12 protein-coding genes and 1 pseudogene are annotated in these 14,188 nt (G+C 72.0%); 7 read left to right on the forward strand and 6 right to left on the reverse strand.

Annotation, left to right across the window (positions count from 1 at the left end; all coding sequences use genetic code 11):
• Positions 1-121 precede the first annotated feature (121 nt).
• The gene (locus AC3EN4_RS24200; RefSeq protein WP_422737102.1) at positions 122-880 is read right to left on the reverse strand and encodes a maleylpyruvate isomerase family mycothiol-dependent enzyme; all 759 of its coding nucleotides are present in this window, start codon (positions 878-880) and stop codon (positions 122-124) included.
• Between the two features lie 126 nt (positions 881-1,006).
• Here AC3EN4_RS24200 and AC3EN4_RS24205 point away from each other — a divergent pair, with 126 nt between their 5' ends.
• Positions 1,007-2,032 carry a UDP-N-acetylmuramate dehydrogenase gene (locus AC3EN4_RS24205; RefSeq protein ID WP_435208026.1) on the forward strand — a complete coding sequence of 342 codons (1,026 nt, stop codon included), beginning with the start codon at positions 1,007-1,009 and terminating at the stop codon, positions 2,030-2,032.
• Positions 2,033-2,282: 250 nt separating this feature from the next.
• On the opposite strand, the gene AC3EN4_RS24210 is transcribed toward AC3EN4_RS24205, so the two are convergent.
• The gene (locus AC3EN4_RS24210) at positions 2,283-3,080 is read right to left on the reverse strand and encodes a class I SAM-dependent methyltransferase (RefSeq protein WP_435208027.1); all 798 of its coding nucleotides are present in this window, start codon (positions 3,078-3,080) and stop codon (positions 2,283-2,285) included.
• 16 nt (positions 3,081-3,096) lie between these two features.
• The gene (locus AC3EN4_RS24215; RefSeq protein ID WP_435208028.1) at positions 3,097-3,861 is read right to left on the reverse strand and encodes an SDR family oxidoreductase; all 765 of its coding nucleotides are present in this window, start codon (positions 3,859-3,861) and stop codon (positions 3,097-3,099) included.
• 204 nt (positions 3,862-4,065) lie between these two features.
• Here AC3EN4_RS24215 and mshA point away from each other — a divergent pair, with 204 nt between their 5' ends.
• The 3 genes and pseudogenes from mshA to AC3EN4_RS24230 all read left to right on the forward strand — a co-directional run.
• Complete coding sequence (gene mshA, locus AC3EN4_RS24220; protein WP_435208030.1) at positions 4,066-5,430, forward strand: D-inositol-3-phosphate glycosyltransferase; 1,365 nt, start codon at positions 4,066-4,068, stop codon at positions 5,428-5,430.
• Positions 5,431-5,484: 54 nt separating this feature from the next.
• Positions 5,485-6,018, forward strand: a complete 534-nt coding sequence (locus AC3EN4_RS24225; protein WP_435208031.1) for a type III secretion system chaperone family protein — start codon at positions 5,485-5,487, stop codon at positions 6,016-6,018.
• Between the two features lie 708 nt (positions 6,019-6,726).
• A pseudogene (locus tag AC3EN4_RS24230) lies at positions 6,727-7,395 on the forward strand (hypothetical protein); the annotation flags it as partial.
• A 370-nt stretch (positions 7,396-7,765) separates the two neighbouring features.
• On the opposite strand, the gene AC3EN4_RS24235 reads toward AC3EN4_RS24230, so the two are convergent.
• Together AC3EN4_RS24235 and AC3EN4_RS24240 are read right to left on the reverse strand one after the other, a co-directional pair.
• Complete coding sequence (locus AC3EN4_RS24235; protein ID WP_435208033.1) at positions 7,766-9,037, reverse strand: MDR family MFS transporter; 1,272 nt, start codon at positions 9,035-9,037, stop codon at positions 7,766-7,768.
• A 78-nt stretch (positions 9,038-9,115) separates the two neighbouring features.
• Positions 9,116-10,393: an MDR family MFS transporter gene (locus AC3EN4_RS24240; protein WP_435208034.1), complete on the reverse strand. Its 1,278-nt coding sequence runs from the start codon at positions 10,391-10,393 to the stop codon at positions 9,116-9,118.
• A gap of 153 nt (positions 10,394-10,546) precedes the next feature.
• Between AC3EN4_RS24240 and AC3EN4_RS24245 the strand changes: the two genes are divergently transcribed.
• Positions 10,547-11,314 (forward strand): phosphoglyceromutase, encoded by a 768-nt coding sequence (locus AC3EN4_RS24245; RefSeq protein ID WP_421473362.1) that lies wholly within the window; start codon positions 10,547-10,549, stop codon positions 11,312-11,314.
• A 54-nt stretch (positions 11,315-11,368) separates the two neighbouring features.
• Here AC3EN4_RS24245 and phoU read toward each other — a convergent pair whose 3' ends face one another.
• Positions 11,369-12,022, reverse strand: coding sequence for a phosphate signaling complex protein PhoU (gene phoU / locus AC3EN4_RS24250; protein ID WP_435208037.1), 654 nt, complete (start codon positions 12,020-12,022; stop codon positions 11,369-11,371).
• A 227-nt stretch (positions 12,023-12,249) separates the two neighbouring features.
• On the opposite strand from phoU, the gene AC3EN4_RS24255 reads away from it, so the two are divergent.
• Positions 12,250-13,455, forward strand: coding sequence for a sensor histidine kinase (locus AC3EN4_RS24255; RefSeq protein WP_435208111.1), 1,206 nt, complete (start codon positions 12,250-12,252; stop codon positions 13,453-13,455).
• Positions 13,456-13,478: 23 nt separating this feature from the next.
• Positions 13,479-14,162 (forward strand): response regulator, encoded by a 684-nt coding sequence (locus AC3EN4_RS24260; protein ID WP_435208038.1) that lies wholly within the window; start codon positions 13,479-13,481, stop codon positions 14,160-14,162.
• The last annotated feature ends 26 nt before the right edge of the window (positions 14,163-14,188 follow it).

Here is a 14,188-nt window from a genome sequence, read left to right on the forward strand (position 1 = left end):
GCCAGCGTGGTGGGTCACCCGCACGCTGTCAAGAGAGCGCTCTCACGAATCTGTCCCGCCATACGACGAGGGCGTCACCCCCGTCGGGGTGACGCCCTCGCGTCACGCGTGCGGCGCGAGATCAGCCGGTGCGCAGCCCGTCCAGCAGCGCACGGTCGCCCGTGACGTCCAGCGTCTCGAAGCTGACCCGGCCCCAGAGCGCCAGCAGCAGGTCGCTCGCCGTGCCGCTGACCTGGGCACGGGCGTGGTGGTCGTCGTGGTCGAAGATCGTCGCCGTGTCGAGCAGCGCCACGCCCTGACCGCGCAGCCGCAGGTACCACTCCTGGTCCGCGTCGGTCGCCGCGAGCTGAACCACCCCGTGCCAGTCGCCCTTCACCTGCCGCCGGCCGGCCGGCAACCAGGTGTCCAGCACCTCGCTCACCCCGTCGGCGGCGAGCTTGGCCTCGACCGGCTCACCGGCCGCGATGGCGAGCTGGGCATCCCAGCGGTGCACCGCCGTCTCGTGCGCCATCCGGCGCGGCCAGAAACCGGCCTTCTTCGGCTGCGGGGCCCAGTTCCACGCTGGCGCCTCCGGGTCGAGCCCGTCGAACAGGGTCATCAACTGGTCGTACCCGTGCTGCCAGAGCTGGAGCGCGCTCACCCCGGACGGCGCCTCGGACGCCTCCCGGCGGGGTGGTGCCTCCGTGCTCCCCGATCCGGCGAACGAATAAACCCAGTGGTAGATGCCCGCGAGGTGCAGGGTGAGATCATTGACCGTCCAGCCGGGACAGGACAGCACCGGTGTCTCCGGCGGTGCCTCGGCAACCGCCGCGGCGAACGCCGGACCCTCGGCCCGGAGCGCCCCAATCCAGAAATCCTTGCTGCCCTGCACTCTGCTCATCGCCATCCTCCCGGGGGTGCCGGGCCACCAGTGGGTGCCGCGGCTGCCCATCAGCCTAAAGTGAAAGACGTGTCAGACGCCTCCGCCCAGCCGACAACCGAAGCCGATCGTCCCATTCCGGGTCCCTTGGCGGACTACACCACGCTACGGATGGGCGGGCCGGCCGGGCGGATCGTGGCCGCGACCAGTGCGGACGAGATCATCCGGGCGGTTCGGGCCGCGGACGAGCCGATCCTCGTCCTGGCCGGTGGCAGCAATGTGGTGATCGGCGACGCCGGCTTCCCCGGCACGGTCGTGCTGGTGCGCTCGGGTGGCCTGCGGGTCCTCAGTCAGGACGCCGAGTCCGTCACCGTACGTGTCGAGGCCGGCGAGCCGTGGGACGACCTGGTCGCCACCACCGTCCGCAACGGCTGGGCCGGCCTGGAATGCCTCTCCGGCATCCCCGGCTCGACCGGCGCCACCCCGATCCAGAACGTCGGCGCGTACGGCCAGGAGGTCGCCGAGACGATCACCGGCGTCGAGGTGTACGACCGCCTCGACGGCACCCGCCAGACCGTCCCCGCCGCCGACTGCGGGTTCGCCTACCGGGGCAGCATCTTCAAGTACCAGGACCGCTGGGTGGTGCTCTCGGTCGACTTCCGGCTCAGCCGCTCGCCGCTGTCCGGCCCGGTGCGCTACGCCGAACTGGCCCGGGCGCTCGGCGTCGAGGTGGGCGACCAGGTGCCGCTTGCCGACGCGCGCGCGGCGGTGCTGCGACTGCGGTCCGGCAAGGGCATGGTGCTCGACGCCACCGACCCGGACACCCGCTCGGTCGGCTCGTTCTTCACCAACCCCGTACTCGACCAGGCGACGTACGCATTGCTGCGCGAACGCGCCGCCGACCTGGGCGAACCGCCGGCCTGGCCCGGATCCGACGGCCTGGTCAAGGTGAGCGCGGCGTGGCTGATCGACAAGGCGGGCTTCGCCAAGGGGCACCCCGGCCCCGGCGGCGTGGCCATCTCCGGCAAGCACACCCTCGCCCTCACCAACCGCAGCGGCACCGCCCACACCGGCGACCTGCTGACGCTGGCCAACACCATCCGCGACGAGGTGCACAACCGCTTCGGAGTGACCCTGCACCCCGAACCAGTCCTCGTAAACTGCGCCCTCTAACCCCCGTCCCGCGCCCCCGCGCGCGCCCCCGCGCCCGCGCCCCCGCGCGCCCGCGCTCGTCCCGCGCCCCCGCGCCCCCGCGCGCCGTCGCGCCCCGCGATCTTGCACTTTCTGTCATCGCTTTGTCCATTTTCGCCCGCGATGTGACGACAGAAACTGCAAGATCGCGGGGGCGGCGGCGGGGTGCGCGGGGTGGGCGCGCGGGGTGAGGGTGCGTGGGGTGGGGCGCGCGGGGTCGGGGGCGCGCGGGTCAGGGGTGTGTGGGGAGGGGCCAGGGGAGGGTCAGCTCGCCCTGGCGCCAGCGGTGCGGACCAGCCAGGACGGGCCAGCCCTCGGCCTTCAGGTGGGTCACCGCGCGCACCCAGCGTTGGCGGGGGCCGAACGTGGCGTACGGGGCGGCGGTCCGCCAGGCGTCCTCCAACGCCTGGATCAGGTCGTGGATCGCCTCACCCGGCACGTTGCGGTGGATCAGCGCCTTCGGTAGCCGTTCGGCCAGCTCGGCGGGGCTGTCCAGGGTGGTGAGCTTCGCGGCCAGGGTCAACGTCCGGGGGCCGTCCGTATCGATGAGCAGCCAGCTCGCCAGGCGACCCAGCTCGTCGCAGGTGCCCTCGACGAGCGCCCCGCCCGGGGCGAGCGCGGCGGTGATCGTACGCCAGGCGTCGGGCACGTCGCTCTCGTCGTACTGTCGCAGGACGTTGAACGCGCGGACCAGGACCGGCCGCAGCCCGGCCAGTTCGAAGCCACCCCGGGCGAAGGTCAGGCCGGGCGGGTCGGCGGCCGGCGTCGCGGCCGCCACCCGGGCCGGGTCGATCTCCAGCCCGACCAGGCGTACGTCCCGACGCACCCCCGACGCCAGCCGGGCTCGCAGCTCCACGGCGGTGACCGGCGTCTCGCCGTAGCCCAGGTCCACCACCAGCGGATCGTCCGCGGCCCGCAGCCGGTCGGCGCAGGTTTCCACGATCCAGTTGTCCACCCGGCGGAGCCGGTTCGGGTTGGTCGTGCCCCGGGTGACCACGCCGAGGGGTCGGCGTCGTGGCGCCCCGCTCATGGGTCCTGTGCCCGGCTCAGGAGACCCGGTGGACCTTGTGTTGCGCCGCCTGCGCCCGCGGCCGGACCACCAGCCGGTCGATGTTCACGTGCTCCGGGCGGGTGGCGCACCAGGCGATGCAGTCGGCCACATCCTCGGCGACCAGCGGCCCGGGCACTCCGGCGTAGACGGCGGCGGCCCGTTCGGCGTCGCCGTCGAAGCGGACCAGACCGAACTCCTCGGTCTTCACCATCCCCGGGTCGATCTCGATCACCCGCAGCGGTCGGCCGCACAGCTCCAGCCGGAGCGTGCCGGCGATGGCCGTCTGGGCGTGCTTCGCCGCGGTGTAGCCGCCGCCGCCCTCGTACACGGTGAGCCCGGCCGTGGAGGAGACCACCACGATGGTCCCCGAACCGGACGCCTCCAGCGCCGGCAGCAGCGCCTGGGTCACCCGCAACGTGCCGAGCACGTTCACGTCGTACATCCACTGCCAGTCGTCGAGCGAGCCGGACTCCACCGGATCCAGCCCGCGCGCCCCGCCGGCGTTGTTGACCAGCAGGGTGACCGGCCCGGGCGCCTGCGCGGCGGCCTCGGCGAGCCCGGCCACCGACTCGTCCGAGGTGACGTCGCAGGTCACCGCGGTGGCCTGCCCGCCCGCGGCGGCGATCTCGGCGACGAGACCGGCGAGCCGGTCGGCCCGGCGGGCGGCGGCGAGCACGTGGAAGCCCTCGGCGGCGAGCCGGCGGGCGGTGGCCGCGCCGATTCCGCTGGACGCTCCGGTGACGATGGCGACAGAGGTCATCGGGCCATTGTCACCCGCGCCGCCCCGCCGATCCCGACCGGGCGTACGGCAGTGTCGACGGAGCCCGGTGATGAGGTCCGTCACGCCGGGCGGCCGCGCTGAGGCATTTCCGTAGCCCGATGGGGAAGATGACATCCGGCGTACAGGTTGACCGAGAAGCGCCGGTCGTGCGTGACGGCATTAACCGTGACAGAAGGAGCGGACGTGGCGGAACTGCACACCGGTGTCGGTCGTCAGCGAGGTGCCCGACCGTGGCCGCGGCCCCGCCGCATCGCCACCCTCTCCGTACACACATCCCCCCTGCATCAGCCCGGAACGGGCGACGCCGGGGGGATGAACGTATACATCCTCGAGGTCGCCCGGCGGCTCGCCGAGGCCGACGTGGAGGTGGAGATCTTCACCCGGGCCACCTCTAGCGACCTTCCCCCGGTGGTCGAGATGGCCCCCGGCGTGCAGGTCCGGCACATCATGTCCGGCCCGCTCGAAGGGCTGACCAAGGAGGAGCTGCCCGGGCAGCTCTGCGCCTTCACCGCCGGGGTGTTGCGGGCCGAGGCGTCCCGCCCGCCCGGGCACTACGACCTCATCCACTCCCACTACTGGCTCTCCGGTCAGGTCGGCTGGTTGGCGAAGGAACGCTGGGGTGTGCCGCTCGTGCACACCGCGCACACCCTCGCCAAGGTCAAGAACGCTCAGCTCGCCGCCGACGACCGGCCGGAGCCGAAGGCCCGGGTGATCGGCGAGGAGCAGGTCGTCGCCGAGGCGGACCGGCTGGTCGCCAACACCCGGGTGGAGGCCCGCGACCTCGTCGAGCGGTACGACGCCGACCCGACCCAGGTGACCGTCGTGCAGCCGGGCGTCGACCTGGCCCGGTTCCGACCCGCGCCGGGCGAGCGCGCCGTGGCCGCCCGCGCCGCCCGCCGCCGGCTGGGGCTGCCGGTCGACGGGTACGTGGTGGCCTTCGTCGGCCGGATCCAGCCGCTCAAGGCGCCGGACGTGTTGATCCGCGCCGTCGCCGCGTTGCGCGAGCGGGACCCCGCCCTGGCCGACGAGGTGACCGTGGTGATCTGCGGCGGCCCCAGCGGTAGCGGCCTGGACCGGCCGACCGCCCTGATCGAGCTGGCCGCGACGCTCGGTGTCACCGACCGGGTGGTCTTCCTGCCGCCGCGTACCGGCGACGACCTGCCCGCCCTCTACCGGGCCGCCGACCTGGTCGCGGTGCCGTCGCACAACGAATCCTTCGGCCTCGTCGCCCTGGAGGCTCAGGCCTGCGGTACGCCGGTGCTGGCCGCCGCAGTCGGTGGCCTGGTCACCGCCGTCCGGGACCAGGTGAGCGGGGTGCTCATCGACGGGCACGACCCGGTGGACTGGGCCCGCGCGCTGAGTCGCCTGTTGCCGGACGACGCATTGCGGGCCAGGCTCTCCCGGGGCGCCGCGCAGCACGCCCGGCACTTCTCCTGGGACCAGACGGTGTCGGGGCTGCTCGACGTGTACGGGGAGGCGATCGCCTCGCGTCGGGCCCGGCTCGCCGCCGATCTGGCCTGCGACCCGGCCCTGTCCTGCTCCTGGTGACCCCGGGCGCTCGCCACCGGGTGCGTCGGTCGGGTCGGTCGTAGAGTGGGTCCGGTGAGCCCGAAGAGCGATCTTGCGACCCTGATCGAGTCGGTCTGCGCCGACCGTGACCTGGCCTGGGAGTCGACCGGTCCCGGCTCGTACGCGGTAACCCTGCCGGGCACCCACAAGCTCAAGACGATCTGCAACCTGATCGTCGGCGAGCACGCCCTGCGGATCGAGGCGTTCGTGATGCGCCAGCCCGACGAGCGCCGCGAGGAGCTGTGGTCCTGGCTGTTGCAGCGCAACGCCCGGATGTACGGCGTCTCCTTCTCCATCGACGCGGTCGGCGACGTCTACCTGACCGGGCGGGTCAATCCGGCCGGCGTGGACGCCGACGAACTGGACCGGCTGCTCGGCTCGGTGCTCACCTACTCCGACGAGTCCTTCGACACGATGCTGGAGATCGGCTTCGGCAGCTCGATCCGGCGCGAGTACGAGTGGCGCGTCAAGCGCGGCGAGTCGACCGCGAACCTGGCGGCCTTCGCCCACCTCTTCGAACCCTCCACCCCACCCCCACCCCCACCCCCCACCACCAACCCTGCCTGACGCCCCGCCCCGCCCCGCCCCGCGATCTTGCACTTTCTGTCGCGACACAAGGCGCATAAAGGGTTATATCGACAACCGAAAGTGCAAGATCGGCGCGGTTGGGGGGTGGGGGCGGGGCGCGGTTGGGGGTTGGGGCTGCTCCTGCGGGGTATGCCGCGGCGCGCGGTGCGGCACAGGGACCCCCGCGCGCCGAGGACGGAGTGTCGAGGAGCGGAGCGTCCCATGGCTCAGCGGAACAGCTCAGGTCGCGGCGGGACTGCGACCCGAACCAGACGACAGGCCGGCAACCAGACTCCGGGTACGCCGGGGGTCTCCGAGTCGGCGATCTCGCAGATGCGGGTGGACGACATCCGGGGGCAACTGCGCAAGCGCGGAGTCTCCGGCATTTCCGCAATGCGCAAGCCCGACCTGGTGAAGCAGTTGGTGCGTTCGATGCGTTCGGACGCCGGTGGGGCGGGTCGGCGCAGCACCGGTCCGGCCGGCCGGGCATCCGGCAGCAGGGCGTCGGCGGGTCGGGCCGCCGCGACGAAGAAGTCGGCGACGCGGGCGGCGCCGAGTCGCGCGAAGGCCGCGCCCGCGAACAAGAGCGCCCCGGCGAAGCGAGCCGCCGCGAAGAAGACGGCCGCCGCCAAGAGCGCTCCGGCGCGGAAGACGGCGGCTGCGAAGAAGACGACGACCGTACGGACGTCGACGGCGGCCCGTAAGTCGGCCGCCGCGAAGAAGACCACCGCGAAGAGGACGACGGCGGCGAAGTCGACGGCGGCGCGCCGGACCTCGGCGACCGCGCGGACGACGGCTCCGGCGCGCAAGGCGCCCGCGAAGAAGGCGCCCGCGAAGAAGGCGTCGGCCCGACCGGCGGCGAAGCGCACGGCGCCGACGAAGCGGGCCACGGCGAAGAGAACGGCTCCCGCCAAGCGGGCGACCGCCAGGAGCACGGCTACCGCGAAGAGCGCGTCTCCCGCGAAGCGGGCCACGGCGAGCCGGTCGACGGGCATGGCGGCCGGTGGGATCCGGACCGGGCGCGGCAGTGGACGGTCGGTCCGCAGCTCGCAGGTGATCGCGTCGATCGCGGACCGGCCGGAGCGGCCGGGGCGCAGCCTGATCACCGCGAACCACGAGGTCATCCAGCGGTGGGCGCAGGCGCGTGGCGCGAAGCCGGCGACCATCGCGGGCGCCGAGCGGGAGGGCCGGGCCGGCGTGTTGACCTTCAACATCCCCGGATACCGGGAAAGCAGCCGGATTCGTGAGATCACCTGGGATGAGTGGTTCCACACCTTTGATCTGCGCCGGCTCAATCTGATCTATCAGGAGCAGATGCGGGACGGCCGGCCGAGCAACTTCTTCCGAACGGAATCACCCGATCGTGAGGACGGCTGAGGTGTTTGCGGGAATGCCCGACGGGTAGTCGGCTGTTGCCACAGACCGAGGCCCGAACTGGGGATACTCGCCAGTTGTGACCGGCGAGACAGCCCATCTGGGTTGAATCCAGAATGCGGTCGAACTAGCTTTATTGCGCCGCGCCACGCTTGGAAACGTTCGGGGGAGCGGCGGATCGATCAGATCCGCGCACCAGGCGAGGCGCGAGGGGACGGGTGGATCAACCGTTGGGGGACGGTGCCCACCTGTTTGGACCGGCGGCGTGAGCGGGCGATGCTTACGGGGGTGAGTGTTGCCCGCCGCCGCCGGCCCCACCGGCGAGCGCCCACCATGACCTTTGGGATGTGGTGGGCGCTTTGCCGTCGTACCGTCAGCTTGTCGGGACCCGGTCAGCCGGCTCCCGGTCGGCGGCCCGGCGCAGCGCGTCGACGTGCCGCTCGCGCTGTGGTCCGGCCAGCAGGTGGCCGACGGCGGCCAGCAGACCCAACCCGCCCACGATGAGCCAGTGCCGATTGCCGAGGAACTGCAGGCTCAGCCCGCCCAGCATGGGCGCGACGAAGGCCGCGGCGGGGAAGGTCAGGTAGAACACCGACTGGTACCGGGCGCGCAGGTCCGGCGGCGCGAGATCCGCGTTGATCTGCGCGTTGGGTGGGGCGGCGAGCATCGAGCCGGCCGTCCAGACCACCGCCGCGCCCAGGTAGACGGCCAGGTCGTCGGCGACGGCCAGCGTTCCGAAGCCGACCGCCAGCAGGGCGGAGGAGGCGGCCAGCACGACGGCCTTGCGGCGTCGGTCGATCAGTCGGGGCACGAACAGTTGCCCGAGCACGATCAGCGCGCCGCCGAGCGCCACCACCACGCCGTACGCCGACGGTCCGAGGCCGTCCGCGCGCATCGCCAACGGCATGATCGTCGAGGTCTGCAGGGTGAGGACGGCCAGCACGAAGGTGAGGCCGACGAAGACCAGGAAGATCCGGTCGCTGAGAACCGTGAGCAGTCCCGGCCGCCGGGGCCGGACGGGCGTCCGGTCACTGGTCGGGGCGGCAGGGCTGGCCCGGCGCAGGGTCTCCGGAACCTTCCAGCCGATGACGGCGGCGGCGGTCAACGTGGCGCCCGCGTCGACCAGGAACAGCGCGGTGAAGCTCGCCTCGGCCACCAGCCCGGCGAGCAGCGAGGCGACCGCCATCCCGAGGTTCAGCGCCCAGAACTCCAGGTTGAACGCGCGCGAACGCCGGTCCGCGGGCACCACGTCGACGATCGCCGCCACGAACGCCGGGCCGGGCATGGAATGCGCGACGCCGACCAGCGCGGCGAACGCCGCGATCAGCGGCAGGGGCCGGCTGAAGGCCAGCGCCACCATCAGGGCGGCGGTGGCCAAATGCGCGGCGAGGAGGGTGGCCCGGCGACCCCACCGGTCGGCCAGCACCCCACCGAACAGCACGCCGACCGCCCCACCGGCCCCGTACGCCCCGACGACGGTGCCGGCCACCGCTTCGCTGGCGCCCCGGGCGTCGGTGAGGTAGAGCGACAGGAAGAGCATGGCGAACGCGCCCGCACGGTTGATCAGCAGGCCGGCCCAGAGGTACCAGAAGGAGCCGGGGAGCCCGCCCGCGGTGTCGTGCCACCAGCGCCGCAGGGCGTGCATGCGACCTCCCGACAGTTCAGTTTGTTAACCGTTTCCTCGGAACGGTAGTCGGGCCCGCCCGCGGTGGTCGTACCGGACTCAGGCCGCAACCTCGGCGGGCTGCGGCGCACGCGCGCCGACCGGTGTCGCGGCCTCGGCGGCGTGCCGTAGCGCGGCGGCCCGGCGCTCCCGGGCGGGGCCGGACGCCAGGTGGGCCACCGCCGTGAGCACCCCGATCGCGGCGCAGCCGAGCCACAGTGCCGCATTGCCGACGTGCTCGCGCACCACGCCGCCCAGGATGGGCGCGCTCGCGCCGGCGATCTGCCAGGAGAGGCCGAACACGCCCTGGTAGCGACCGCGCAGTTCGGCCGGGGAGAGTTCGGCGATCAGCGTGGAGTTCGACGGCGAGTTCAGCATCTCGCCGACCGTCCAGATCAACACGGTCAGCCCGTAGAACCAGGCGCTGCCCGCGAACGCGGTCAGCCCGAATCCGACGCCCATCACCACGGCGGCCAGGGCGAGCACCTGCGACCGGTTGCGTCCCCGGATCAGCCGCGGCACGAACAGTTGGCCGACGACGATGAGCAGGCCGTTGAGTGCGATGACCGAGCCGTAGGTGGCCGGGCTCAGCCCGGAGTCGCCCATGGCGATCGGCAGCATCGAGATGTGCTGGAGGAAGACCAGCGCGGCGAACAGGTTCAGCGTCACGAAGCCGAGAAAGACCCGGTCGGTGAGGATCGTGCGCAGGGCGCCGCGCGGGGCCGTCGTCGCCGCGACGGTGAACCCACCGTGGCGCGTCTCCGGTACCCGGACGAAGATGATCAGCGCGGTGATCAGCATCGTGCCCGCGTCGACCACGAACAGCAGCAGGTAGTCGGCCTGCGCGGCGAGGCCGGCGAGGATGGCGGCGCAGGCGAAGCCGAGGTTGATGGCCCAGTAGTTGAGCGAGAAGGCGCGCAACCGGTCCTTCGCCGGCACTACGTCGATCATCATGGCCCCGAACGCCGGGCGGGCGGCTTCGGCGAACATGCCGAGCAGCAGGGCGCCCAGCGCGACCGCCCAGAGGTCCCGGGCCAGCCCGAGGGCGAGCATCATGGTCGCCGCGCCGACGTGCGCGGTGAGCAGCGTCGGCCGGCGGCCCCACCGGTCCGCGAGGGCCCCGCCCGCCGTGGTGCCGACCGCGCCGCCGACGCCCCAGAGCCCGAGCACCAGGCCCGCCTGGGAGGGCGAGAAGCCCCGTTCCTGGGTCAGATAGATGGCGAGGAACACCAGGACGAACGAGCCGAGCCGGTTGATCAAGGTGCCTGACCACAGGTACCAGAAGGTCCTCGGCAGGCCACCGGTGGTGTCCCGGAACCAGCTCCGCATCGTCCGCACGTGGTGCCCCCGCTTGCAAGTAATGACCGATGTGACTACAGCGCCTTACAACCCTAGTGCTGGCCGGAATCGCAGGTCATCCGCTTTTTCACGTGGTGGTCGTCACGACGGGTGCCCGCGTGTCCGCGAACCGGTTGAGGCAGGATGATCCGCATGACTGCGAGCGAGGGGCCCACCGTCGGGACGCTGGTCCTGCTGCGGCACGGCGAGAGTGACTGGAACGCCAAGAACCTCTTCACCGGCTGGGTGGACGTCGACCTGACCGAGAAGGGCGAGGGCGAGGCGCGGCGCGGTGGCGAACTGCTGCGCGAGCACAGCCTGCTGCCGGACGTCGTCCACACCAGCGTAATGCGCCGGGCGATCCGCACCGCCGAGCTGGCGCTCAGCGCCGCCGACCGGCACTGGATCGCCGTACGCCGGTCGTGGCGGCTCAACGAGCGCCACTACGGCGCCCTACAGGGCAAGAACAAGAAGCAGACCCTTGACGAGTACGGCGAGGAGCAGTTCATGCTCTGGCGCCGCTCGTACGACACCCCGCCGCCGCCGATCGCCGACGACGACGAGTGGTCGCAGGTGGGCGACCCGCGGTACGCGCTGCTGCCGACCGAGCTGATGCCCCGTACCGAGTGCCTCAAGGACGTCGTCGAGCGGATGCTCCCCTACTGGTACGACTCGATCGTGCCGGACATCCTGGCCGGCCGGACGGTGCTGGTGGCCGCGCACGGCAACTCGCTGCGCGCCCTGGTGAAGCACCTCGACCAGATCTCCGACGAGGCGATCGCCAAGCTGAACATCCCGACCGGCATCCCGCTGCGCTACGACCTCGACCCGCAGCTGCGCCCGCTCACCCTGGGCGGCACCTACCTCGACCCGACGGCAGCGAAGGAAGCCGCCGCCGCGGTCGCCAACCAGGGCCGCTGAGCGTCGCAGAAAGGGGGCCCCGCGTCGGCGGGGCCCCCTTTCTCGTACGTCCGATCAGTTGGCGGTCGGGCTGTTCTCCCCGGTGATCAGGTAGATCACGTGCTCGCCGGCGTTCACCGCGTGGTCGGCGAAACGCTCGTAGAAGCGGCCCAGCAGGGTGGCGTCGATCGCGGTCTCCACCCCGTACGGCCAGTCGTCGCCGAGCAGCACCGCGAACAGGCTCTTGTGCAGCTCGTCCATGGCGTCGTCGTCGCGGTCCAGCTCGGCGGCGAGGTCCACGTCGGGCTTCGCCAGCACCGAACCGATCTTCCCGGCCATCCGGTCGGCGATGTCGGACATCTCGGTGAAGACCGTCCGCAGCTCGGCCGGAACGGCGGGGGAGGGGTGCCGGCGCAGCGCGGTCTTCGCCACGTGCTCGGCGAGGTCGCCCATCCGCTCCAGATCCGCCGCCACGTGCAGCGCGGTGATCATCGCCCGGAGGTCGGAGGCGACCGGCGCCTGTCGGGCGAGCAGGTCACACACCCGCTCCTCGACGTGCCGGTAGAGGTCGTCGATCTCGGCGTCCCGCTCGATGACCGTCTCGGCGGCCTGCCGGTCGGCGGTGAGCAGGGCCCGGGTTGCCTGGCGCATGGCGGCGCGGATGCCCTCCGCCATGTCCACCAGCAGTTGGCTGACGATCTGAAGGTCGGCCCGGAACTCGTCGCGCATCATCACGTCCTGTGGTCGGTCGCCGCCGACGGGTGTCGGCGCAGGGGTTGAGCAGGTGCGACGCCAACGGTAGGGGGCGTTGACGGACCCCGGATGAACCACGGTGAACGACGCCAGACGTGGGGGTGAACACTTCTGAAAGTGAGGGTGGTTCGTCCCGTTCTGTGTGGTAGCCAGGTTAACAATGACCCTACGATCGCCGAGTGGAGTGGGCGGTGGCGGTCGTGGTGGCCGTGGCGTTGGCGGCCGGACTGGTCGCCGGCCTCCTGCTGTCCCGCTGGAGAACAGGGAGGCCCGCGATAGCCGACGAGCAGCAGGCCGGGCTCGGCCGTCGGACGATCGACTCGCTCCGGGCCGGTGTCGTGGTACTGGACAACGACGACGAGCCGGTGCTGATCAACCCGGCGGCCCGCGCCATGGGGCTGTTGCGCACCGGCAGCACACCCGGTTCGATCGCGGCGCACCCGTTGATCCGTACCCTCGCGGGTCAGGTGCGGCGCACCGGCGTGCGGCGCGAGATCGAGCTGGATCTGCCCCGGGGTCGCGACAGCGCGGGGGAGAACCCGCTGGGCGTGCACCTGCGGGCCATGGGTCTCGGGAACGGCTTCATCGCCGTCGAGGCCGTCGACGTGACCGAGTCACACCGGCTGACCCGGGTCCGGCGCGACTTCGTGGCGAACGTCAGCCACGAGCTGAAGACCCCGATCGGGGCGCTGCAACTGCTCGCCGAGGCGCTGCTGGACGCCACCGAGCCGGCCGACGCCGCGGCGCCGGACCTCTCCGAGGACCTGGTCGCCGCCCGTCGGTTCGCCGAGCGAATCCAGCACGAGTCCACCCGGCTGGGCCGGTTGGTGCAGGAGTTGCTGGAGCTGACCCGGCTCCAGGGCGCCGAGCCGCAGCCGCCACCGGAGCCGGTCGCGCTCGACTGGGTGATCGCCGAGGTGGTCGACCGCACCCGGACCACGGCTGCCGCGCGCGGCGTCGAGGTGACGGTCGACGGCGAGCGTGGCCTCACCGCGTACGGCAGCGACAGTCAGCTCGCCACGGCGGTCGCGAACCTGGTGGAGAACGCCATCAACTACTCGGGCGAGGACACCACGGTGCGGGTCACCCTCCGCGGCGACGACGAGCACGTCGAGATCGCGGTCGCCGACCAGGGCATCGGCATCGCCCCGACGGACGTGGACCGGATCTTCGAGCGTTTCTACCGGGCCGACCAGGCCCGTTCACGCGCCACCGGTGGCACCGGGCTCGGCCTGGCCATCGTGAAACACATCGCGAGCAACCATGGCGGTCGGGTGGAGGTGTCGAGCACTCTTGGTGGTGGGTCGACGTTCACCCTCCGGTTGCCCGCCAGCCCACCGGACGACCTGCTGGCGACACTGCCGCCGGTTGGGATCGAGGCCGGTCCGGCCGAGCTACGGCAGGTCTGACAGCAATGGAAAGGAAATCCCCGTTGAGCCGCGTTCTGGTGGTCGAGGACGAGGAGTCGTTCTCCGACGCCCTGTCGTACATGCTCCGTAAGGAGGGCTTCGAGGTCTCGGTCGCCGCGACCGGCACCGACGCCCTCACCGAGTTCGACCGGACCGGCGCCGACATCGTGCTGCTCGACCTGATGTTGCCCGAGATGTCGGGGACCGAGGTGTGCCGGCAGCTCCGGCAGCGCTCAGCCGTGCCGATCATCATGGTCACCGCGAGGGACAGCGAGATCGACAAGGTGGTCGGCCTGGAGATCGGTGCCGACGACTACGTCACCAAGCCGTACTCCCCCCGCGAGCTGGTCGCCCGCATCCGTGCGGTGCTGCGGCGGCAGAGCCCGGAGGTCGCCGAGGCGGGCGCTCCGACACTGGCCGCCGGCCCGGTGCGGATGGATATCGAGCGGCACGTCGTGACGGTCCAGGGTGGGGCCGTGCAGCTGCCGCTCAAGGAGTTCGAGCTGCTGGAGCTGCTGCTGCGCAACGCCGGCCGGGTGCTGACCCGTGGCCAGCTCATCGACCGGGTCTGGGGTGCCGACTACGTGGGCGACACCAAGACGCTGGACGTGCACGTCAAGCGGTTGCGTTCCAAGATTGAACCGGAGCCGTCGGCGCCGCGCTTCATCGTCACCGTACGGGGTCTGGGCTACAAGTTCGAGCCGTGATCGGCCGATCCGAAGGGGGTCCACGC

Source organism: Micromonospora sp. bgisy143 (assembly GCF_057708145.1).

What these genes read in the sequence shown, in the direction of transcription:
- AC3EN4_RS24200 (WP_422737102.1), bottom strand. Translation starts at nt 880, where the DNA reads ATGAGCAGAGTGCAGGGCAGCAAGGATTTCTGGATTGGGGCGCTCCGG.
- AC3EN4_RS24210 (WP_435208027.1), bottom strand. Translation starts at nt 3,080, where the DNA reads ATGAGCGGGGCGCCACGACGCCGACCCCTCGGCGTGGTCACCCGGGGC.
- AC3EN4_RS24215 (WP_435208028.1), bottom strand. Translation starts at nt 3,861, where the DNA reads ATGACCTCTGTCGCCATCGTCACCGGAGCGTCCAGCGGAATCGGCGCG.
- AC3EN4_RS24235 (WP_435208033.1), bottom strand. Translation starts at nt 9,037, where the DNA reads ATGCACGCCCTGCGGCGCTGGTGGCACGACACCGCGGGCGGGCTCCCC.
- AC3EN4_RS24245 (WP_421473362.1), top strand. Translation starts at nt 10,547, where the DNA reads ATGACTGCGAGCGAGGGGCCCACCGTCGGGACGCTGGTCCTGCTGCGG.
- phoU (WP_435208037.1), bottom strand. Translation starts at nt 12,022, where the DNA reads ATGCGCGACGAGTTCCGGGCCGACCTTCAGATCGTCAGCCAACTGCTG.